This is a genomic window from Chitinibacter tainanensis DSM 15459, assembly GCF_000429785.1.
Lineage (GTDB): Bacteria > Pseudomonadota > Gammaproteobacteria > Burkholderiales > Chitinibacteraceae > Chitinibacter > Chitinibacter tainanensis.
Genome location: NZ_AUCN01000019.1, coordinates 70,150 through 91,177, shown reverse-complemented (window position 1 = coordinate 91,177; position 21,028 = coordinate 70,150). Strand labels below are relative to the sequence as shown.

Genomic DNA, 21,028 nt, shown 5'->3' with positions numbered 1-21,028 from the left:
GGTATAGTCTGGAAAGCAAAAAGGGGTATGGCCTGCAAGGCGATACCCCTTTTATTTTGCTGAGCAAAAGCAGTGCTACAAAAACTAAAACCCTGCCGAGGCAGGGTTTCGAGTATGGTCACCAGCACTGAAATTATTTCAGTTTGGTTTCCTTGTAGATCACGTGCTTGCGAGCAACTGGATCGAATTTTTTGATTTCCATCTTTTCTGGCATGGTACGTTTGTTTTTAGTGGTCGTGTAGAAGTGACCGGTACCAGCAGAAGATTCGAGCTTGATCTTATCGCGCATGTTCAATTACCTCAGAATTAGAGTTCGCCGCGCGCGCGCAGGTCAGCCAAAACTGCATCGATGCCGTTCTTGTCGATCAGGCGCAGTGCAGCGTTAGAAACACGCAGACGGATGAAGCGGTTTTCGCTTTCAACCCAGAAACGGCGAGATTGCAGGTTCGGGAGGAAGCGGCGTTTAGTTTTGTTGTTGGCGTGGGAAACGTTATTCCCGGTCATCGGGCCTTTGCCGGTGACTTTGCATACTCGTGCCATGATTCTTGTCCTAACGTCGGAACTGGAAAAGTCCACGTTTATATCACAAAAAGCACCTCGAGCTCAAGCCCGAATTGCGATTTGCTGGGTTAGTCGGAATAAGTGTGCCAGATTGCCACATTCCAGCCACGCCTGCGGCGGGGGTCGTGTGGTACAGCTGGCCGTTTTGCCCATCCCGAAAGGTGTAGCCGCCTGTCATTGGAGGGCTGACAAATCAAGGAAGATCAGTCTTTTCAATGATTTGTTATTCACTGGCTGGCGCCAGTACAGTCCGGTTGCCGTTACTTTCCATCGCGCTAACCAGGCCGGCGCTTTCCATCTGTTCGATCAGACGCGCGGCGCGATTATAACCGATTCTGAGTTGTCTTTGCACCGAGGAAATCGACGCACGGCGACTTTTCAGCACAAAGGCGACGGCTTCGTCATACAGCGGGTCGCTCTCATCGCCAGCGCTGCCGTCGGTCGCCCACGGCGCATTGCCCGCAGCTTCAGCCTCAAAACCGCCATTCAAAATGCCTTCGATATAGTCAGGCTCGCCCAGTGCTTTGAGGGCGTCCACCACGCGATGCACTTCATCATCGGCCACAAAGGCGCCATGTACCCGCAAGGGGTAACCACTACCCGGTGGCAGAAACAGCATATCCCCTTGCCCCAGCAGCGCCTCGGCGCCCATCTGGTCGAGAATCGTACGGCTGTCGACTTTACTCGAGACCTGAAACGCCAGTCGGGTCGGGATATTGGCCTTGATTAGGCCGGTAATCACATCCACCGACGGGCGCTGGGTGGCCAAGATCAGGTGTATACCAGCGGCGCGGGCTTTTTGCGCCAGCCGCGCGATCAGCTCTTCGATTTTCTTACCCGCCACCATCATCAAGTCGGCAAATTCATCGACCACCACCACAATAAAGGGCAGGTGCTCCAGCGGCTCGGGATTATCTGGCGTGAGCGTGAACGGATTGGTGAGTTTCTGACCGGCCTTGGCGGCGTCGCGCACTTTCTGGTTGTAACCGGAAATATTGCGCACGCCCAGCGCGCTCATCAGCCGGTAGCGTTTTTCCATCTCGGCCACGCACCAATTCAAGGCGTTGGCCGCCAACTTCATATCGGTGACCACCGGCGCCAGCAAATGCGGAATGCCGTCGTAAATCGATAGCTCCAGCATTTTCGGGTCGATCATGATAAAGCGCACATCTTCGGGCGTGGCTTTGTACACCAGCGACAGAATCATCGCATTCACGCCCACCGATTTACCCGAGCCGGTGGTACCGGCCACCAGCATGTGCGGTGCTTTGGCCAGATCCGTGACAATCGGTTTGCCGGTGATGTCTTTACCCAGTACCAGGGTCAATTTGCTATTGGAAGCCTGATAAGGCTCGCTGGACATAATTTCGGCCAGCCGGATCATTTGCCGGGTCGGGTTGGGTAATTCCAGCCCCATATAGGTTTTGCCCGGAATGGTCTCCACCACGCGAATCGACACCAGCCCCAATGCACGGGCCAGGTCTTTCATCAGATTCACAATCTGCGCGCCTTTCACCCCAACCGCCGGCTCGATTTCATAGCGGGTAATCACCGGGCCCGGGTAGGCCGCGACGACTTTGACTTCGACATTGAAGTCCGCCAGCTTGCGCTCGATCAGCTGGGATGTGAATTCCAGCGTTTCCTTGCTAATGGTTTCCTGCGCTTGGGGCGCCGGGGTGAGCAGGCTTAAAGCGGGTAAATCACCTTCGCTGACGATAGGTTGTACGACTTTGCGTGGGGCGGGTGGTGGCGGTGGCGGCAGCTCATCTTCAGCAAAGAGCATGGGCTGCGCCGCTTGCCGGGCTTGTTCGGCCTGCAGTTTTTCCTGTTCTTTCTTTTCGCGTTCGAGTTTTTTCGCCACCGGCACTTCGGCCGGGGCTTGGGCAATAATCAGCGGGGCTTTGTCATCTTGTTTCTTTTTCGCGGCTTGTACTTGCTCTTCGCGGGCGCGCTTGGTCATGCGGCCGATCCGGCGATCGTGGGCGGCCTGGATGCCATCGGCCACTTTCAGCGCAGCCCATTCGATGGCCGCGCCGAGGTTTTCCATGAGATTAAGCCATGAGAGCCCGGTAAATAGCGATACGCCCAGCCCAAAGCTGGCGAACAGCAGCATGGTGGCGCCACTAAAGCCAAAATTCGCCATTAGCCAGCCGCCCAAGCTAAGCCCCAGAATACCGCCCGGCTTGTGCGGTAGCTCCAGTGTGAGGCTATGTAGGCGCAGCGCTTCCAGACTGCTGCTGGAGAGCAGGATAAACACAAAGCCAATGCAGGCCAGCAAGACCACCGGGCGCGATGACTCGGTGACTCGGTCAATCCGGCGGTAGCCCCATAAGATCGCCGCCACCAGAAAGAGCGTCCACCACCAGGCTGAGACGCCAAAGGTATAGAGCAACACATCGGCTAGCCAGGCGCCAAACGCGCCGCCGCGATTGTGGATCATGGCCTCGGTGGCGCTGTGCGACCAGCCCGGATCCGAGCGGTGGTAGCTGGTGAGGGCGAGCAAGACAAAGCCCAGCAGTACCACTAGCAGCAGCCACCAAGACTCGCGCAGTAAATTGGCCACGGGCGCAGGCAGGGCCGGCCGGGTCGAGACATTGGGGACGTTTTTCTTGCGAAACAGGGGCATGGTGTGGGGCTGATGGACAAACGCTTTCGCGATTATAACGGCTGGGCTGCGCACTGCAGCAGAAAAGCGACTAATGCGGCATATTTATCTGTCGTGGGCGTGTCAGCTGTGGCGGCGTGGGGCTTTATTGCAAAAAGCGCGCTTGCCAGGCTTGGTATTGCGCGTAAACCTGCGCATTGAGCTGCTCTTTATCCGGCTGGCTGGCCGGATCGATCGGGGCGAACACGTGATAATGCACCACCCGGTTGCGACTAGTGCTAATGCGCCAGATTTTTTGCAGCAAGGTTTCGCCCGGCCCCCATTCAAAATCGGCCTGCGCCTCGTGGTGCAAAAATACGGGTAGCAACGGCACGCCAGTGGCTTGTGCAGTGACAAACGCGCCGTGTAGAAAGCGCGGCGCCAGCCAGCGGCCTTTGCAGCCGCCTTCTGGGTAGAGCGCAATATTGTGCCCAGCTTGCACTGCTGCGATCAGCGCCTGCTGTGCCGCTTGGCGCGAAGCTTTGTTCTCTCGCTCCACAAACAGCGTACCGGCCGCGGCGGCAATTCGCCCGACCAGCCACCAATCGCGCACCTCGTGTTTGGCCAAGCTGCGCACTGGAAACAGCGCCGGAATTCCGACGTCTTCCAATGCGGAGGGGTGATTGGCGATCAGGATAAATTGCGCTGGCAGTGGCCCGGGGTAGTGCTGATGCAAGCGTAATTGAACCCCCAGTGCGCGAACAAAACAGCGACACCAGCGATGAAATAGTGCTGGGTATAGACGGCTAAGCCAGCGCTGGGGCAGCATAGCGAGCAATACCATCAGCAGGGTAAAGAATAGTAGATCAAGCCAGCCGAGTAAGCGCCAGCTGAGGAGCAGCAAAGTCTGCATGGCTTGCCCCGCGATGGGTGGGATAAGCTGACTATAGCGGCTGGCTGGCCGCTTTGCCGCGAGGCTGTGGGGATGAGGAGCTTCGGCTGGGGTATCGCGCTGAAAGTCTTGATAGATAATGCTTTTAGATCAATACCTGCGCGGGTATTAGTGGTGCAGGAAACCTGCCAGCTTGTTTTCGAGTAGGCGCGGATTTTCGCCATTGGCGATGGTTACCAGCCCCTCGGCCACCATTTCACGTCGGCGCACTTCGAGCATCACATAATGCTTGAGCTTATTGGCGATCGGCAGCAGCAATAAGTTGGCCGCACCTACGCCGTAGATGGTGGCCACAAAGGCCACGGCAATCCCGGCACCGAGTTTGGATGGATCGGTAAGGTTTTCCATCACATGAATCAGCCCCAGTACCGCGCCCAAAATCCCGAAGGTGGGGCTGTAGCCGCCGGCGGATTCCCAGATTTTGATCGCAGCGCGGGCTTGATCTTCGTAGGCATCGATATCCAGCTCCAGCGCGCGGCGCACGGTATCGGGCTCGGCGCCATCCACCACCATGGTGAGGCCGCGTTTCACAAACGGATCTTTTTCGCTATTGACGTAGGCTTCGAGCGCGAGCAAACCACCCCGGCGAGCCTGCTGGCCCCAATTCATCAGGGTGGCGAGGATTTTGCGAAAATCCATATTCGGGGGGATAAAAATCCAGCGCAGCATTTTGATGCCGGCGACGAAATGGCGCATTTCGGTTTGCAGCATCACCGCCCCGGTGGTGCCGCCGATCACGATCAGAAAGGCGGTAAATTGCACCAACGAGCCAATGTGCCCGCCTTCCAGCCAGTGGCCAAGCACAATGGCCGTCAGGCCGAGGATGATGCCAAATACACTGATTTTATCCATTTAACTCAGCCAGTCTTTGAGTTTGCTGCGCAAACGGGCCACCGCTTGCGCATGCAGTTGGCACACCCTTGATTCGGAAACGCCCAGTACGGCGCCGATTTCTTTCAGATTCAGCTCTTCGTCGTAATACAGCGCCATCAGCAGTTTTTCGCGCTCGGGCAAAAGGCCAATGGCTTCGATCAACTGACCGCGAAAACGGCCGTCGCTCAGAATATCGATGGGGTTGGCTTTGTGATCGGCAGCATACTGATCGAGCTGATCATTATCGCCATCTTCTTCGAAATCTTCGTAATGCACCAGCTGATGGCCACGGGCTTCGCCCAGCATGGCTTGATAATCGGCCAGCTCAATGCCCAGCTGGCGTGCCACTTCGCCCTCGGTGGGCGCGCGGCCTTGCTGTTGTTCCAGCGCGACAATCGCTTTTTCGATCTCGCGCATGTTTTTGCGCGCTTGCCGCGGGAGCCAGTCGGCGTTGCGCAGCTCATCGAGCATGGCGCCCCGAATGCGCTGGCTGGCAAAGGTTTCAAACAGCACGCCGGCTTCCGGATCAAAATTGCGCGCCGCTTCCATCAGCCCCATCAGGCCAACTTGAATCAAATCATCCACTTCGACGCTGGCCGGCAGCTTGCTCATCATGTGATAGGCAATTTTGCGCACCAAGGGCGCGTGCTGCTGCACGCGATCTTCTTCGCTGCTGCTTTGGGTGCTGCGATAAAGGGAGAGGGCGCGGTGAGCTGACATAAGACGGGTGAATTCAAATCGGCTTTTAGTGTAGCTGACTAATCCGCTTTTGACGAAGTCAGTTGTTGCTCTAATTGCGTCAGTGCGCGGCTCAGCGCCCGCTGCAGACCGGCGGCGGCGGCCTCAGGCTCGGCGCTGCCCAGTGCTTCACGGATCGCCAGCGGGTAGCTAAAGCTTTGCGTGCCGCGATGCAGCTGCAATTGCAGCTCCAGCACCGCAGCGGGCTGGGCCGGATCGCTCACATCGATATACAGCGCGAGTAATTCACCCTCCAACAGCCAGCTGCTGGCAGCGCTGCCTGCGCTGGGCAGTACTTGGGCAAATAAACCGCTGCTGCGCAGCCATTGGCGCAGATTTTGGCTCAGCTGTACTGGCGGTGGGGCAAGAAAACCATGGTAGGGGTCGGCCACAAAGCGCTGCGCTGTTTCGCGATAAACCAGTGCGCTATCGCGAAAAGGCGGCGCCGCGCGCAGCTCTTGCACTTGCAGCGCGCCAAAACGGACGCTTTGGGCGCTGCCCGTGCGACTGGCTTGCAGCAGAAAATCCTGCCGCGCTGGTGGGGTAGAGCTGCAGGCGGTGCAGCACAGCAGCAACAAACAAAGCAGTTTTTTCATGGCTTAGGCGGCGTGTAACGCGGTGGATATTGATCAAACAGCAGCGAACTGGGGCGTTGTTTGGCCTGTTCGCTCAGGGCTTTCAGATTGCTGCTGGTGGCATTGAGATTATCGATGATTTGCTGCACATCGCCTTCGCGCTGGCCGCTCAGGCGATCTAGCCTAGCGGTAATGGCATCAAGCCGCGCCACGGTTTGGCTTAGCTCCGGCCCCGACAGTAGGCGATCCGCCGATTGGGCGGCGCTGGCCAGATGTCGCGCCGCCTGCTGCAAAGACGGATCAGCCAGCATCGTGCCCAGCTGCTGATTGCTGGTGCGCACTTCCTGAATCAGGGCCGAGCTTTCACTGGCAATTTGCGCCAGAGGCAGGCCATTGACGGTGCGTAAGAGCTGGGTGCTTTGCCGGCTGAGATTAGCAGTATCGAGCTGATCAAGTTTGGTGTTGAGGGTGCGTAACGTCTGGTTAAAGAGCCCGATGGATTCATTCAGATCCAGCCGCTGCATTTTGGCCATCAGATCTTGGGCACTGCTCACCAGCTGATTCACCGTGCTATTGGCCGAGGGGATATACAGATTTTCGGGTTTCCACTGAATGGGCAGGGGCGGGTTATCACGCGGGTTTTCGTAATCGATTTCCAGATAGCTGGTGCCGGTAAGGCCCTGCGGCGAAAGTTTAACCCGCAAGCCTTTGCTGATTTCGCGATTTAACTGCGCTTGTGCGCTCTCGCCCGCCGCCGGTTCGCCCAGAATGGCATGATCAAGCTGGGCTTCCACCAGGACATATTGCTGGCGCTGGGCCGCGGGCAGCTCGCCTTGATAACGGCTGTAGGTAAAGGTAATGGCGGTGACCTCGCCAATCGCCACCCCGCGGTAACGCACTTTCGAGCCAATATCGAGGCCTTTTACCGATTCATTGAAATAGGTTTCCAGTGTGCTGCGCGGTTGCCACCAGCGGCCGCTGCCCACGCCAATCAGCAGGGCTGCGCCCAGCAAAATGGCGAAAATGATGAATAATCCTAAGCGAAAGTAAGACGGTTGCTTCATAACACACTCGCTGTGCCGGCGCGGGCGGGGCGCGCAGCGTGGAAAAAGTGGGCCACCCGTGGATCGCTAGCTGCCGCCAGCGCAGCCGGGGTGTCGATGGCCAGAATACCTTGGATGGACTTATCCAGCATGATGGCCCGATCGGCAATCGCCGCAATGCTGGCCAGCTCGTGGGTGACTACCACAATAGTCACGCCTTGCGTTTCGGCCAGCCGGCGGATCAGCTGATCCAGCTCGGCTGACGTGACCGGGTCGAGGCCAGCGGAGGGCTCATCCAGAAATAAAATCTGCGGGTCCAGCGCCATCGCCCGGGCGATGGCCGCGCGTTTTTGCATCCCGCCCGATAGCTCCGCCGGGTAAAAATCAGCAAATTCTTCCAGCCCCACCAGGCGCAGCTTTAGGCGCGCTAAGGTATCGATGGCCGCAGTATCCAGCGGGCTGAAACTGCCGAGTGGGAGCTTGATATTATCCAAAATCGATAGCGAACCAAACAGCGCGCCGGATTGATACATGACACCAATCATCCGCAGTATCTGCTCGCGTGCCTGATTATCTGCGCTCACCAGCTCATTACCCTGGATGAGTATGCTGCCGGCCAGCGGTGGGTAGAGGCCGATCAGGTGTTTAAGCAAGGTAGATTTGCCGCAGCCCGAGCCGCCCAGAATGGTCACCACTTCGCCGGTATGAATATCAAAATCCAGCTCGCGCAAAATCAGGCGCTCGCCCCAGCCACAACTTAATCCGCGCACCTGAATCGCTGGCTGCATGCTTACCATCCCAGGTGGTAGAACACCACCGCAAAGAGGCCATCGGTCACCACCAGCAAGACCAAAATCTGCACCACTGCGCGGGTGGTCGAGGCGCCGACGGCGCTGGCGCCATTGCCGGTGCTCAGCCCGCGCAAGCAACCCACCGAGGCCACAACCAGCCCAAAGGCCACCGCTTTGATCAGCCCGGTAAGGATATCCAGCGGCGTTACTTGGCCGCTGAGCTGCGTCCAGAAGGTGGCCAAGGGAATCCCAAACCCTTGCAAGACGATGGCGCCACCCAAGAGGGCGATCACCGAGGCCCAAATCGCCAGCAACGGTAGCATCAGGGCGCCGGCCAGCAGGCGCGGCAGTACCAGAAAATTCATGGGCCGGTAGCCAAAGGTGACCAAAGCGTTGATTTCTTCATTGACCTTCATGGTGCCGATTTCGGCGGCAAACGCCGCGCCGGTGCGCCCGGCGAGCACAATCGCGGTCATCAGCGGCCCCAATTCGCGCAGCACCGATAAGCCGAGTAAGTTGGCGACAAAGACTTCCGCCCCGAATTGCCGCATTGGTATCGCCGATTGAAACGCCAGAATAATCCCGAGCAAAAACGCAATCAGGCTGATGATGGGCAGGGCATTGGCACCCACCTGCTCGCACTGGCGCCACAGCTCGGCACGGCGCAATAACTGCGGGCGGCGCAAGGTGAGGGCGAAAGCGGCAGCCGCTTCGCCGATAAAACTGATTTGCTCGGCCAAATCATTGAGCCAGAGGCTACTGGCGCGGCCAAGGCGACTGATCAGTGGTAGTTCACCGGCTGGGGCGGGGATGTGTAGTGGCTGGCTGGGGTTGAGCGCCTGTAAGAGGCGCTGGCCATCGGCCGAGAGATGTTGCAGTTGGGCGCCCGCTTGGCTTAATTCAAATAGCAAAGCGGCGCCGGCGCCATCCACGCGAGTGACGGCGGCTAAATCGAGGGTTTGGCCCTGCCAATCGATTGCGCGGCAGGCAGGCCAGAGCCGGCTGGTGCTGTGTAAAGTGAGTTCGCCGCTGATGGCGTAGCCTCCGGCGCGCAGCTGCAATGACTCGGCAATGGTCGTGGCGGCTGCGCTGGGCTTAGCCATGTTGCAGCCTTTCGCTGAGCAAGCGCGATGATTCCACCAGCCGGTGCACAAAATGACCCGGGCTGGCATTGATGGTGGTGGGGGGTATCCAGCGCAAGATCACATCCGCCAATTGCCGCAGAGCAATACTGGCCTCGGTATCGGGGTAGGCCTCCAGCACGCTGCGGCCTAAACGCATGGCGCGGTTCAGTTTGGCGTCTTCGGGCACAAAGCCGATCAGTTTGAGCTGCAGGCTACCCAGAAACTGCTGGCATACACTGCGCAAGCGCTCAAACAGCGCCATGGCTTCGGTGAGATTATCCACCCGATTTACCAGCACCCGAAAATCGCGCCGCGCATAATCGAGCGCCAGCTGTTTGATGGCGGCATAGGCGTCGGTGAGAGATTCGGCGCGATCCGAAAGCACAATCACCACATCGTCGGCCGCCAGGCTCAGGCTCGGGATACCGCTGCCCCCGGCCGGGCGGGTATCGAGCAGCAGATAATCCACATGCTCGGTCAGCGCCTCAAACTCGGCCGCCAGCCAGCTTTGCTCGGCTTCGTTGAGCTGGCTCATGCTGTGTGGGCGGCTGGCCAGCGGTAAAAGCTGGGCATTCAGCGGCGTATCGATCAGGCAATCGGCCAGTGTGGCTTCACGCCGCAAGACATGTTCAAGGGTAAAACCCTGCTGCAGGTGCAGGCGGTTGGCCACATTTTGCGCGCCGCTAAATTCATCCAGAATCATCACTTCACGCTGGCGCTCGGCCAGTGCGGCGGCCAGATGAATGACCAGCGTGGTGGTGCCGGCGTCGCCGCGCCCGCCACACAGGCTGATGCTACGGCAGCTCACCGGGTTGACCAGTTGCCGGAGCCCGGCGGCCTGATCTTGCCAGCGTTTAGGCACGGCCCGCTCCCAGATTCAGGGTGAAATCGGTGGGGGTGTCTTGCGTGCTCATAAAGAGCGGGTATTCATCCCGTTGCAGCTGAAACACACTATTGTCCTGCTGGGTTTTGAACGCTCGATCCAGTAGATAGCTGAGATTGGCGCGGTGTAGGTCTTCCGGCACGCGCTGGCCATTGGTCACAAACTGCAGCGGCAGGCGATGGCGAATCGCCACATCCAGGCTGCCACCCAGCGCCACGGTTTCATCCAGCTTGGTCAGAATGCAGCCCAGCAAATGATGATTACGATAGCGCCGCGCAACATCATCCAGCGTGCCAGCATGGGCATTGGCCGCCAAGAGCAAGATGGTGCCGACATTGTCGTGCCCCAGCATGGCCAATTGCTCGCCAATGCGCTGGTCGCGCTGGCCCATCCCGACTGTATCAATCAGCACCAAGTGGCGCTCGGAAAGCTCGCCCAAGGTCAGTTGCAGATCGGTTTCGTCTTTGACCTCATGTACCGGCACGCCCAGAATCCGGCCATAAATGCGCAGCTGATCATGCGCGCCGATCCGGTAGCTATCGGTGGTGAGCAGGGCCACGGCTTGCGGCCCGTAGGTGAGCGCCGCGCGCGCCGCCAGTTTGGCCACTGTGGTGGTTTTGCCCACGCCGGTCGGGCCAATCAGGGCGTACACCCCGCCGCGCGCAACCAGATCGTCGTTCGGCCCGGTGGCTGGCAGATTATGCGCCAGCGCGGCTTTCACCCATTTGATGCCAGTATCCAGGCTCATGCCAGCCGGCATTTTGTCGATCAATTGCCGCGAGAGGGCGGCGCAAAAACCCGCGCCGAGTAAGAGGCGCAGAATTTCGAGTTTTTCCGGCGCGTGCTTACTCAGCTCGCCCCAGGCCATGCCGGCCATCTGGCTTTCCAGTAGGCCACGCAACATGCGGATTTCGCGCGCGATATCCTGCATGGCTTCTTGGTCGATGTTGTTTTGGGGCGCTGCCGGTTCGTCTTCAAAACTAAATACGGGCAGCGGTTTGCTCGGCTCGGCCGCCGGGCGCCGTGGCGGTGGGGCTGGGCGCGCAGCCGCAGCTGCCGGGCGTTCTGGCGCTGGTGGTGCCGCGCGTTCACTACGCTGGCTGGCAAATTCGGTAAAGGGCACTTCCTGCCGCGCCGCTGGCTCAGTGCGTGAGCTCAGTTGGGTTTCGCTGCGGGCGCTGAGATGCGGTTCTGGCCGCGACTCGACCGGGTCAAGGCGCGGTTGGCGATTGCTGCGCAGCACCGAGGGCGGCTCGTACGGGCTGTCGTCCAGTTCTTCCGGCGTTTCGTCGTCGGGGATGGCATACGAGCGGGCCAGCGCTTTGGCAATGCCCGGGCGTGGCGCTTCGGTTTGCGCACTGCTCATCAGGCGGGCGCCATTTTGCGCCGCACGCGGGCTGGGCTTCGGCGGTGCGCTGACCGTTTGCACATTGGTGAGTGCGGCAACATCGGCATCGGCGACGGCCATGATTTCGATCCCGCCGCCGGCGACTTGCCGGTTGGACAGGATAAGCGCGTCCGGGCCGAGTTCATCACGAACTTGGCGTAGGGCTTCGCGGGTGGTGGCACCGAAGAATTTTTTGACGACCATAGCGGCAGATTATCGCTGTTGCCGCGCAACTGCACAATTGATCTGCGGTGGTCGCGTCAGTTTTACGGCTGAATGTTGCAAGAATTCAGCAGTAAAACAGCGTCTTAGCCGGCGCTTAGCCATTGGCACCCAGCACGCCAATGATGCGCAAGGTCTTCGATTCCGGGATTTCGGTGTGCGCAATCACCCGCAAATTCGGGATTGAGCGCTTTAAAAAGCGTGAAAGCATCGGCCGCAACTGGGCCGGCGTGATGATCACCGGGTTAATGCCCTGCATTTCTAGCTGCTCTGAGAGTTGTGCCGCTTGCTGTAGTAGGCGCTCGGCCAGCCCCGGCTCCAGCCCGCCCGGCGAGCGGCCGCTGGCGGCCGAGAGCAGGATGTTTTCGAGCTGGGGCTCCAGCGCCACCACTTGCAGCTCGTTTTCACCCGGGAAAAGTTGATGCACGATGGCGCGGCCCAGCGCCACCCGGACCATCGAGGTTAGCTCGTCCAGATCTTGGGTGCGGGCGACTGACTCGCCCAGTGTTTCCAGAATGGTGCGCATATCGCGGATATGCAGTCCATCTTCCAGCAGGTTTTGCAGCACTTTTTGCAGCGTACCAATCGCCACCACTTTGGGTACCAGCTCTTCCACCAGCTTGGGCGATTCTTTGCTGAAATGATCGAGCAACGCTTGCACTTCTTCGCGCCCGAGTAGCTCGGCGGCGTGGGATTGCAGAATATTCGAGATGTGTGTGCCAACTACGGTGGAGGCATCGACCACGGTGTAGCCCATGGCTTGGGCCTGATCGCGATAACTGCTATCTACCCAGATGGCAGGTAGGCCAAAGGTTGGATCGGTAGTAGCGGTGCCGGGCAAATTGCCGGCGGCATTACCCGGATTGATGGCCAGCCACTGGCCAACAAAGGCTTCGCCCAAGCCTACGTCGACGCCTTTGAGCTGAATGCGGTATTGATTGGGTCGCAGCTCAAGGTTGTCGCGGATATGGACGGCCGGCACCAAAAAGCCCAGCTCTTGCGCGATTTTTTTGCGGATGCCACGTATGCGGCGCAGCAATTCGCCATCCTGATTGCGATCCACCAGCGGAATAAGCCGGTAGCCTACTTCCAGTCCGACCGGGTCAACGGCTTGCACATCCGCCCAGCTGACTTCCTGTAGCGGCGCTTCGGCCGGTGAGGCGGGGGTCGCGCCAGGCGCAGGCGCGCCACCCGCACTGCCGCCGCTGGCCGCGAGGAGGTCTTTCTGTTTTTGCTGATCGGCCCACCAGGCGAGGCTGCCGGCCAAGACAGCCATCAGCAGAAAGGCGAAATGGGGCATGCCAGGAATAATGCCCAAAACCGCCAATACCCCCGCCGTGACATACAGCACTTGCGAGCGGGCAAACAGCTGGTTGAGCATCTGTTGCGACAGATCTTGCTCGGTGCCCACTCGCGACACCACGATACCGGCGGCGACTGAAATCACCAGTGCAGGCACTTGCGCCACCAAGCCATCACCAATGGTCAGCATGGTGTAGGTACGGGCGGCTTCAGCAAAAGGCAGATCGTGTTGCAGCATGCCCACCAGCATCCCGCCCACCAGATTGATCACCATCACCAGAATGCCGGCGATCGCATCGCCGCGGACGAATTTACTCGCACCATCCATCGAGCCGAAGAAATTCGCTTCATCGGAGATTTCGGTACGCCGGCGGCGGGCTTCTTCTTCGCCAATCAGACCGGCATTCAGATCGGCGTCGATCGCCATCTGTTTGCCTGGCATCGCATCCAGCGTAAAGCGGGCCGATACCTCGGCGATCCGGCCAGCGCCTTTAGTGATCACCACAAAGTTAATGATGGTCAGAATAATAAAAGCCACGATCCCGACCGCGACATTATCGCCAATCAGCACATGGCCAAAGGCTTCGATGACTTTACCGGCCGCGTCGCCACCAGCGTGGCCCTCGGTGAGCACCAGCTTGGTTGAGGCCACATTCAGCGATAGCCGCAGCAGCGTGGTGACCAGCAGTACGGTGGGAAAGCTGGAGAATTCCAGTGGCTTGTGCGTATACATGCTCACCATCAGCACAATGACCGACAGCGCAATATTGAAGGTGAAAAAGAAATCGAGCAGCAGCGGTGGCAGCGGCAGAATCATCATGCCGAGCACCATGAGCACCAGCGCGGGTGCGGCCAAACGAGTCAGGTTAATGGACTGCATTTCTAATACGGGCTACCTGTATGGCTTGCTGCGCCTTATTAAATATAGCTTAGGGCGATATACCCTGGTTTTCGTTTTCGGGGTCTAGCTCGGGTGGTACGGGCAAGTCGGTATTCAGTACCGGCTCAAAGCCGCCCTCGCGCCGGTAGAGATCCAGCTGGTAAATGTAGGCCAGCACCTCTGCGGTGGCAGTATACAGCGCGCTGGGAATTTCTTCGCCCAAGTCGGCATGATGATACAGCGCCCGCGCAAAAGGTGGCGTACGCAACACGGCCACTTTATTGTCTTTGGCGATTTCGATAATGCGTTCAGCGAGCAGAAAAGCGCCTTTGGCCACCACGATGGGCGCACGCATTTTGCTGTCGTAGCGGATGGCCACGGCATAGTGGGTGGGGTTGGTGACCACCACATTGGCTTTCGGAATCTCGGCCATCATCCGTTTGCGCGCGGCTTCCCGCTGCAACTGGCGAATCCGCGCTTTCACATGTGGATCACCCTCGGCTTCTTTGTGTTCCTGCCGCACTTCTTCTTTGGTCATCCGCAGGCCTTTGTAGTAATCCCAGAGCTGATAAGGCACATCAATCAACACAATCACGGCCATGGCGGCGATCACCAGCAGCAGTGTGTGGCGGGTCATCTGCCAGAGCATGCCAAAGCCCGAGTCGGCGGGCATGACCAAGAGCTGGATAAAATCGGCGCGCTCTTGCCACATCAGCCACGCGGCAACGCCACCGATCAGCGCGGATTTAAGAACGGTTTTGATGGTCTCGACGATGGTGCGCGGCGAAAACATTCGGCCAATCCCGCTCATCGGGTTGAGGCGGCCAAAATTGGGTGTGAGCGCCTCGCCGCTAAATAGCCAGCCCCCGATCAGCATGGGGGTCAGAATGGTGACCAGTACCACCGCGCCAAAAATCGGCAGCAAGGCAATGATGGCGATTTTGCCCAGTGCAAACAGCATTTCTCCCATCGCCGCGGTGCTAATTAGCTGCTGGCGCTGAAAACTCAGCGCCGTGACCATGATTTCTTTCATGGCCGCATAAAGATCCGGCCCGGTAAAGATGATCGCCACCAAGCCCACCAGCAAGGTGGCAAAGGTGGTGAGTTCGTGCGAGCGCGGCACCTGACCCTTTTTGCGGGCTTCATCCAGCCGCCGCTGGGACGCCGGTTCGGTGCGTTCGAGATCTGAATCTTCTGCCATGCCGGCAGTGTATCACTGGGGGCTGATTTCGAGCTTGGCATCAACTTTGCTTGAAGGGGGCTGACTCTTTTTTGTGGTGTCCGATCATGGCGGCAAATACCTCAAACACCATTTCAGCGCTCACCGCTACACCGAGCAATACCGGTGGCAAAACCACGCGCGATAACGGCAAGGGCGGCGCGGTGGAATTTGGCGCGCAATTGCGTAACGAGCTGGGCAAGCAGCGCGAGCCGCAAGCCAGCGAAAGCCGTGAAAAGCCAGCGGCCGAGGCTGCAACTAAAACCGAGCCCAAACCGGCAGAAAACCAGGCGGCCAAGCCGGCGGATAAAGCCGCCAATCAAGTCGCCGCCAATGAGCCAAGCCCCACTGAGCAAGCGGTTGCAGCGGCCAATACGGTGGTGGATCCGAATGTGGCCGCCTTGCTGGCGGCAGCCAATTTGCAAGCGCTGAATAAAAACCTGCCACAGCTCAATCAGGCAACCCAAGCTGAGGCTGCCAATGATTTGGCTGGCGAAGCTGGCGCTTTGAATCTGCTGGGCGCAAATGGTTTGCCCGTCAACCCTGAAGCCACGCAAGCTGAGGAACCTAGCCTGAATGCAGCAGTCAATGACTTACTCAATGGCCAAAATCAGCGCCCGCAGCAAGGTGATGCAGCGGCAAAGATTGCCGTTGAGGCGGGCAATGGATTGCCGCTAAACGGCGCTGCGGCAAAAGGGGAGCAAGCTGGTTTGGGCGAGTTTGGCCAGCAATTGCAAACCGCGCTGCAGGCCGCGCCCGCGCCGGTGAATGCCAATCCGCAGCATCTGCAAGCGGCGAGCCATAACACCGCTACGCCAGTGCCTAGTCATTATGTGGCTACGCCGGTGAATGATCCGCGCTGGGGCGATGCGGTGGCGCAGCGGGTGAGCCTGATGCTGGGCAAGCAAGAACAGCAGATTCAAATGCAGCTTAATCCGCCGAATCTGGGGCCAATGGAAGTGCAGCTGAATCTGGGGGGCGAGCAGGCGAGCGTCGTGTTTACTTCGCAGCAAGCCGCCGTGCGTGAGGCTTTGGCGGCCGCCACACCGAAGCTGACGGCGCTGCTCGCTGATCAGGGGATTGTGCTCAATAATGTGCAGGTGGCTTCAGAATCTTTACAGCAGCAACAGCAAAACGCTTTTGCCCAGCAGCAAAGCCAGCAACGGCAGTCATCTGGCCAGCCTGCGCTGCCTTATGGTCAGCTGGACGCCGCGAATGGCACCCAAGTGCTTGATCGGGTGATTAATTTAAGCGATGTGCGGGTGCCGGGCGGCAGTACGCGAGTGAGTCTATTTGTCTAGTTTTGCAATGTGTTACCTGAAAAATGCTTGCTTAGCGCTTGTTTTATAGTATCTTTTGCAGTAGTGGTCGAAAATGCCTCAGCATCGCTGGGGTATTTTTGCATTCGACCAAACGACCAGTTTCATCCTTTTGCTTCATGAGGCAGTAATCTATGTCTGACGCCAAAGCAGCAGCGCCTGCGGATGCCGCGCCAAAGCCCAAGAAAAACATCCTACTGATCATCGTGATCGCCCTGTTGGTGTTGATTCTGGTCGTGGGTGGATTGCTGGCCTTCTTCATTCTGCGCACCCCGGCCGAAGGGCATGCCGATGAAGCGGTGGCCGAAGCTAACGCGGCCGCTGAGGCAGAAAAGAAAGAAAAAGAGAAAAAGAAAAAAGAGAAGGAAAAAGAAGGGCATCACGCTCCTGTGTTTGACAAGCTGCAAGATCAGCCCTTTACCGTCAATCTGGCGGGTGATACGGGCGCCGTACTGCAAGTGCAAATCATGGTTGAGCTGGCCGAAGAGGCCGACAAGCAGCGCCTGAAAGATTTCCAGCCCAAGGTGCTTGATGCCGTGGGTCGTTTGTTGCGGTCGAAAAACTTGGAAGAAATCAAAACCGCGAAGGGGCAGGAAGACCTCGCCCGCGAAATTCGCGAGCAACTGAACGTCATTCTGGAGGCGGAAGCCAAGGATGAAGGGGTGTTGAGCGTGAACTTCACGCAGTTCTTTTATCAAGAAAATTGATAAGAGCTCGATAAGTAGTTAAGCAAAGGCAGATAGAGCGAAAACATGGCTGACGATATTCTTTCCCAGGAAGAAGTCGACGCGCTGCTGCGGGGGGTAACGGGCGAGCAGGACGAGGTCGAAGAGGAAATCGACCCGCATGCGGTCCGTGACTACGACATTGGCCGGCAGGAACGGATCGTTCGTGGCCGGATGCCGACGCTCGAGATCATCAACGAGCGTTTTGCCCGTAATTTGCGCATTGCCTTGTTTAATTTCATGCGCCGCAATGCCGAGATTAGCGTCGGCCCGGTGCGGGTACAGAAATACAGCGAATTTATCCGTAATCTGGTGGTGCCCACCAATCTGAACATGATCCACATGAAGCCGCTGCGCGGCACGGGTCTGTTTATTTTTGATCCTGATTTCGTGTTTCTGGTGGTTGACAATCTGTTCGGCTCGGATGGTCGCTACCATGTGCGGGTGGAAGGGCGTGATTTTACGCCAACCGAGCAGCGCATTATTCAGCGACTGCTGGATGTGGTGTTTGAAGAATTCCAGAAGGCTTGGCAGCCGGTATTCGAGTGCGAGTTTGCCTATGTGCGCTCGGAGATGAATACCCAGTTTGCCAATATTGCGACCCCCACTGAGGTGGTGGTGGCATATACCTTCAAGATCGAGCTGGGGGCGGGCGGTGGTGATTTCCACGTTTGCTTCCCGTATTCGATGCTGGAGCCGATTCGCGATTTGCTCTACAGCAGTATGCAGGCCGACCGGATCGAGGCTGACAATCGCTGGACCAATCTGATGCGCAAGCAAGTGCAGCATGCTGAGGTCGATCTGGTGGCCACGCTGGGGGAGACCAAAATCACCCTCGGTGACATCCTGAGTTTGAAAACGGGCGATGTGATTCCGTTGGATATCCCCGAAATCATTACTGCCACCGTGGACAGTGTGCCCGTGCTGGAGTGCACCTATGGTATTCTTCACAAGCAATACGCCCTGAAAGTGCAAAAGCTGATGAGTACAGCCGAATCACTGAGCGGGCAGGAAGACGAATCGCACGAGGAAGGCCATGGCTGACGAAAACAATCCAGCAGAAGAAAATCCAGAAGACATCATGGATGACTGGGCGGCAGCGCTGGCAGAGCAAGAAGTTGCCGATAGCAGCGGCGCCACCAGCGGCGGCAGCGATGCCCAGCCGGCTAATATTTTCCAATCGTTTGACGCTAACGCCGTTCCGGCTGGGGCCCCGAATAATATCGATATGATTCTCGATATTCCGGTCGCGCTGACGGTTGAGCTGGGCCGCACTAAAATCGCAATCCGCAATTTGCTGCAGCTGGCACAGGGCTCGGTGGTTGAGCTTGATGGCTTGGCAGGGGAGCCGATGGATGTGTTGGTGAATGGCTGTCTGATTGCCCAGGGCGAGGTGGTGGTGGTGAATGAAAAATTCGGTATCCGCCTCACCGATATCATTACTCCAGCCGAGCGGATTCGCCGCCTGCATAAATAAACCGATGCGTATTTTGCCAATTTTAGTGAGCGGCAGCCTTAGCGGGCTGCCGTTGTCCGTTTGGGCCGCCGCCAGCGGCCCTGCCTTGGCCAGCAGCTCGCCGAGTGGCGTTGGCTCTTTGTTGCAGGTGATGCTGGCGCTGGGCTTTATTTTGCTGCTGATTGTGGGGGCAGCGTGGCTGGTGCGCCGGTTCTCGCTCTTGCCGCAAGGTTTGCAGGGGCCGCTGAAAGTGGTGTCTGGGGTGATGGTCGGCCCGCGGGAGCGGGTAGTAGTGGTGCAGGTGGATGGCCAATGGCTGGTGCTGGGCGTGACTAGCCAGCAAATTAACCTGCTGCACACGCTGAGTGAGCCACCAGAGCTGCCCGCCGCAACGCCGGTGGCGCCGGCTTTTGCCCAGTGGCTGCAGGCGGCTTTGGCCAAGCGCGGCATGAACGCTAAGCCGGATGGAGGCTCTGATGCGCGCTGATCGTGCTCGCTTATTGCTAATACTACTGCTGGGTATGTTGCCCCCTGCCTTGTTGGCGAACGAGCCGGCGGGTATACCCTTTATGACTTCAACGCAAACCGCGGGAGGGACGGCCTATTCGCTGCCGATTCAAACCCTGCTATTTATGACCGCGCTGGGGTTTATTCCGGCCATCTTGCTGATGATGACCGCCTTTACCCGCATTGTGATTGTGTTATCGCTGCTGCGCCAAGCGCTGGGTACCATGCAAAGCCCGCCCAATCAGGTGATTGTGGGGCTGTCTTTATTCCTGACTTTTTTTGTGATGTCGCCGGTGTTCGACAAAATCTACACCACGGCTTATCAGCCCTATAGTGCCAACCAGATCAGCTTTAACGAAGCGCTGGATAAAGGCGCGGTGCCGCTCAAAGACTTTATGCTCAAGCAAACCCGGCAAAAAGATCTGGCCTTCTTTATCGAGGTGTCGGGGGCCAAAGCGCCGCAAGGGCCGGAAGATGTGAGCCTGCGGGTGTTGGTGCCGGCTTTTGTGACTAGCGAGCTGAAAACTGCGTTCCAGATTGGGTTTATGGTGATTATTCCTTTCCTGATTATTGATCTGGTGGTGGCCAGTATCTTGATGGGGATGGGGATGATGATGGTCTCGCCCGTGATGATTTCCTTGCCCTTCAAGCTGATGCTGTTTGTGCTGGTCGATGGCTGGACACTGCTGATGGGCTCGCTGGTGCAAAGCTTTTACGTGGGAGGCTAGCGCATGAGCCCGGAAATGGTCGTCACCCTGCTGCAAAAAGCCATGGAAGTCATGGTGCTGTTGTGTGGGCCGGTGTTGCTGGCCACGCTGGTGCTGGGTTTGCTGGTGAGTATTTTTCAGGCCGCCACCCAGATCAATGAGGCCACGCTGTCGTTTATCCCTAAGCTGCTGGTGGCCTTTGTGGTGCTGGTGCTGGCCGGACCATGGATGCTGGAGCTGATCATGGATTACACCATCCGTCTGTATCAGAGCATTCCGCAAGTGATCGGCTAAATGTGGGTTGTTACACAGGCGCAAATCGAGCTTTGGCTGGCGCTGTTCTGGTGGCCATTTTTACGCATTCTCGGCCTGATGCTGGCCGATCCGTTTTTCTCTAGCCGCCGTATTCCTATCCGCGTGCGGGTGCCCTTGGCGGTTGCGTTGGCCCTTGTGGTGGCGCCAGCGCTGCCGCCTATGCCCAGTGTGCCGGTGGTCTCGCCCGATGGCATGCTGATTGCCATGCGCGAGCTGCTAGTTGGGGTGGCGATGGGCTTTGTAATGCGGCTGACCTTTACCGCGGTGGAAATGGCCGGGCATCTGGCTGGTTTGCAAATGGGGTTGGGTTTTGCCTCATTTTACGATCCGCAAAATGCCAGTAATACGCTGGCGGTGGCGCAGCTCTTAAGTCTATTAATGTTGCTGATGTTTCTGGCGGTGAACGGCCATTTGCTGATGCTGCGCATCCTGCTGGAAAGCCTGATCCAGCTGCCGGTGGGGCAGGTGCAATTGAATGCGCGGGGTTTTGAGCTCTTGGCGCTGTATGGCGGGGTGATCTTTCGCACCGGGGTCTTGCTGTCTTTGCCGGTGCTGGCGGTGTTGCTGATCACCAATCTGGCCATCGGGGTGATGACCAAGGCCGCACCGCAGCTGAACGTTTTTGCGATTGGTTTTCCGCTCACCTTGGGAATTGGCTTTGCGGCCTTATATTATTCTTTGCCCCTGTTGGGGCCGCAAATCGAGACCTTGCTCGCCACCAGCAGCAAGGTGATTGCCCAGATCTTGCAGGCCTTTGGTCAGCCCAAATAAACCCGCGCATATCCTCTGGCAATCAGGCCCATTGAAAAATGCAATACCCGAGTGGTTTAATCGGGTATTGGCCTCTGATATAATTTCACCCTGA

Annotated in this window: 22 protein-coding genes; 8 read left to right on the top strand and 14 right to left on the bottom strand. The window is 58.1% G+C overall.

What is annotated here, in order from left to right:
• Window positions 1-133 precede the first annotated feature (133 nt).
• The 14 genes from rpmG to flhB form a co-directional block, all read right to left on the bottom strand.
• Window positions 134-289 carry a 50S ribosomal protein L33 gene (gene rpmG / locus G482_RS0107920; protein ID WP_028449594.1) on the bottom strand — a complete coding sequence of 52 codons (156 nt, stop codon included), beginning with the start codon at window positions 287-289 and terminating at the stop codon, window positions 134-136.
• A 17-nt stretch (window positions 290-306) separates the two neighbouring features.
• Window positions 307-540 (bottom strand): 50S ribosomal protein L28, encoded by a 234-nt coding sequence (gene rpmB / locus G482_RS0107915; protein ID WP_028449593.1) that lies wholly within the window; start codon window positions 538-540, stop codon window positions 307-309.
• Between the two features lie 244 nt (window positions 541-784).
• Window positions 785-3,187, bottom strand: a complete 2,403-nt coding sequence (locus G482_RS0107910; protein WP_028449592.1) for a DNA translocase FtsK — start codon at window positions 3,185-3,187, stop codon at window positions 785-787.
• Window positions 3,188-3,311: 124 nt separating this feature from the next.
• The gene (locus tag G482_RS0107905; RefSeq protein ID WP_028449591.1) at window positions 3,312-4,058 is read right to left on the bottom strand and encodes a lysophospholipid acyltransferase family protein; all 747 of its coding nucleotides are present in this window, start codon (window positions 4,056-4,058) and stop codon (window positions 3,312-3,314) included.
• 147 nt (window positions 4,059-4,205) lie between these two features.
• The gene (locus G482_RS0107900; RefSeq protein WP_028449590.1) at window positions 4,206-4,949 is read right to left on the bottom strand and encodes a flagellar motor protein; all 744 of its coding nucleotides are present in this window, start codon (window positions 4,947-4,949) and stop codon (window positions 4,206-4,208) included.
• Entirely contained in the window at window positions 4,950-5,690 is a 741-nt protein-coding gene (locus tag G482_RS0107895; RefSeq protein WP_028449589.1) for an RNA polymerase sigma factor FliA, read from the bottom strand.
• 38 nt (window positions 5,691-5,728) lie between these two features.
• A complete protein-coding gene (locus G482_RS19520; RefSeq protein WP_028449588.1) occupies window positions 5,729-6,304 on the bottom strand; it encodes an ABC-type transport auxiliary lipoprotein family protein in 576 nt (191 codons plus the stop codon).
• Window positions 6,301-7,347 (bottom strand): MlaD family protein, encoded by a 1,047-nt coding sequence (locus G482_RS0107885; protein WP_028449587.1) that lies wholly within the window; start codon window positions 7,345-7,347, stop codon window positions 6,301-6,303. Before G482_RS0107885 ends, G482_RS19520 begins: the two co-directional genes overlap by 4 nt.
• On the bottom strand, window positions 7,344-8,114 hold the full coding sequence (locus G482_RS17780) for an ABC transporter ATP-binding protein (protein WP_245575268.1): 771 nt from the start codon (window positions 8,112-8,114) through the stop codon (window positions 7,344-7,346). Before G482_RS17780 ends, G482_RS0107885 begins: the two co-directional genes overlap by 4 nt.
• Before the next feature lie 2 nt (window positions 8,115-8,116).
• Entirely contained in the window at window positions 8,117-9,220 is a 1,104-nt protein-coding gene (locus G482_RS0107875) for an ABC transporter permease (RefSeq protein ID WP_028449586.1), read from the bottom strand.
• On the bottom strand, window positions 9,213-10,103 hold the full coding sequence (locus G482_RS0107870; protein ID WP_028449585.1) for a MinD/ParA family ATP-binding protein: 891 nt from the start codon (window positions 10,101-10,103) through the stop codon (window positions 9,213-9,215). Before G482_RS0107870 ends, G482_RS0107875 begins: the two co-directional genes overlap by 8 nt.
• Window positions 10,096-11,715 (bottom strand): flagellar biosynthesis GTPase FlhF, encoded by a 1,620-nt coding sequence (gene flhF / locus G482_RS0107865; RefSeq protein ID WP_028449584.1) that lies wholly within the window; start codon window positions 11,713-11,715, stop codon window positions 10,096-10,098. The genes G482_RS0107870 and flhF overlap by 8 nt, the downstream gene beginning before the upstream one ends.
• A 115-nt stretch (window positions 11,716-11,830) precedes the next feature.
• Window positions 11,831-13,915 (bottom strand): flagellar biosynthesis protein FlhA, encoded by a 2,085-nt coding sequence (gene flhA / locus G482_RS0107860; RefSeq protein WP_028449583.1) that lies wholly within the window; start codon window positions 13,913-13,915, stop codon window positions 11,831-11,833.
• Window positions 13,916-13,964: 49 nt separating this feature from the next.
• Window positions 13,965-15,116 carry a flagellar biosynthesis protein FlhB gene (gene flhB / locus G482_RS0107855; protein ID WP_028449582.1) on the bottom strand — a complete coding sequence of 384 codons (1,152 nt, stop codon included), beginning with the start codon at window positions 15,114-15,116 and terminating at the stop codon, window positions 13,965-13,967.
• An 86-nt stretch (window positions 15,117-15,202) separates the two neighbouring features.
• On the opposite strand from flhB, the gene G482_RS0107850 reads away from it, so the two are divergent.
• The 8 genes from G482_RS0107850 to fliR all read left to right on the top strand — a co-directional run bounded on the left by G482_RS0107850 (window position 15,203) and on the right by fliR (window position 20,934).
• Window positions 15,203-16,435, top strand: a complete 1,233-nt coding sequence (locus G482_RS0107850) for a flagellar hook-length control protein FliK (protein WP_028449581.1) — start codon at window positions 15,203-15,205, stop codon at window positions 16,433-16,435.
• A gap of 152 nt (window positions 16,436-16,587) precedes the next feature.
• Window positions 16,588-17,160 carry a flagellar basal body-associated FliL family protein gene (locus G482_RS17775; RefSeq protein WP_051258836.1) on the top strand — a complete coding sequence of 191 codons (573 nt, stop codon included), beginning with the start codon at window positions 16,588-16,590 and terminating at the stop codon, window positions 17,158-17,160.
• 45 nt (window positions 17,161-17,205) lie between these two features.
• The gene (gene fliM / locus G482_RS0107840; RefSeq protein WP_028449580.1) at window positions 17,206-18,222 is read left to right on the top strand and encodes a flagellar motor switch protein FliM; all 1,017 of its coding nucleotides are present in this window, start codon (window positions 17,206-17,208) and stop codon (window positions 18,220-18,222) included.
• On the top strand, window positions 18,215-18,655 hold the full coding sequence (gene fliN / locus G482_RS0107835; RefSeq protein WP_028449579.1) for a flagellar motor switch protein FliN: 441 nt from the start codon (window positions 18,215-18,217) through the stop codon (window positions 18,653-18,655). Before fliM ends, fliN begins: the two co-directional genes overlap by 8 nt.
• Window positions 18,656-18,659: 4 nt before the next feature.
• Entirely contained in the window at window positions 18,660-19,121 is a 462-nt protein-coding gene (gene fliO, locus G482_RS0107830) for a flagellar biosynthetic protein FliO (RefSeq protein ID WP_034619266.1), read from the top strand.
• The gene (gene fliP / locus G482_RS0107825; protein ID WP_034619265.1) at window positions 19,111-19,869 is read left to right on the top strand and encodes a flagellar type III secretion system pore protein FliP; all 759 of its coding nucleotides are present in this window, start codon (window positions 19,111-19,113) and stop codon (window positions 19,867-19,869) included. The genes fliO and fliP overlap by 11 nt, the downstream gene beginning before the upstream one ends.
• Before the next feature lie 3 nt (window positions 19,870-19,872).
• Window positions 19,873-20,142, top strand: coding sequence for a flagellar biosynthesis protein FliQ (fliQ, locus tag G482_RS0107820; RefSeq protein WP_028449576.1), 270 nt, complete (start codon window positions 19,873-19,875; stop codon window positions 20,140-20,142).
• The gene (gene fliR, locus G482_RS0107815; RefSeq protein ID WP_028449575.1) at window positions 20,143-20,934 is read left to right on the top strand and encodes a flagellar biosynthetic protein FliR; all 792 of its coding nucleotides are present in this window, start codon (window positions 20,143-20,145) and stop codon (window positions 20,932-20,934) included.
• The last annotated feature ends 94 nt before the right edge of the window (window positions 20,935-21,028 follow it).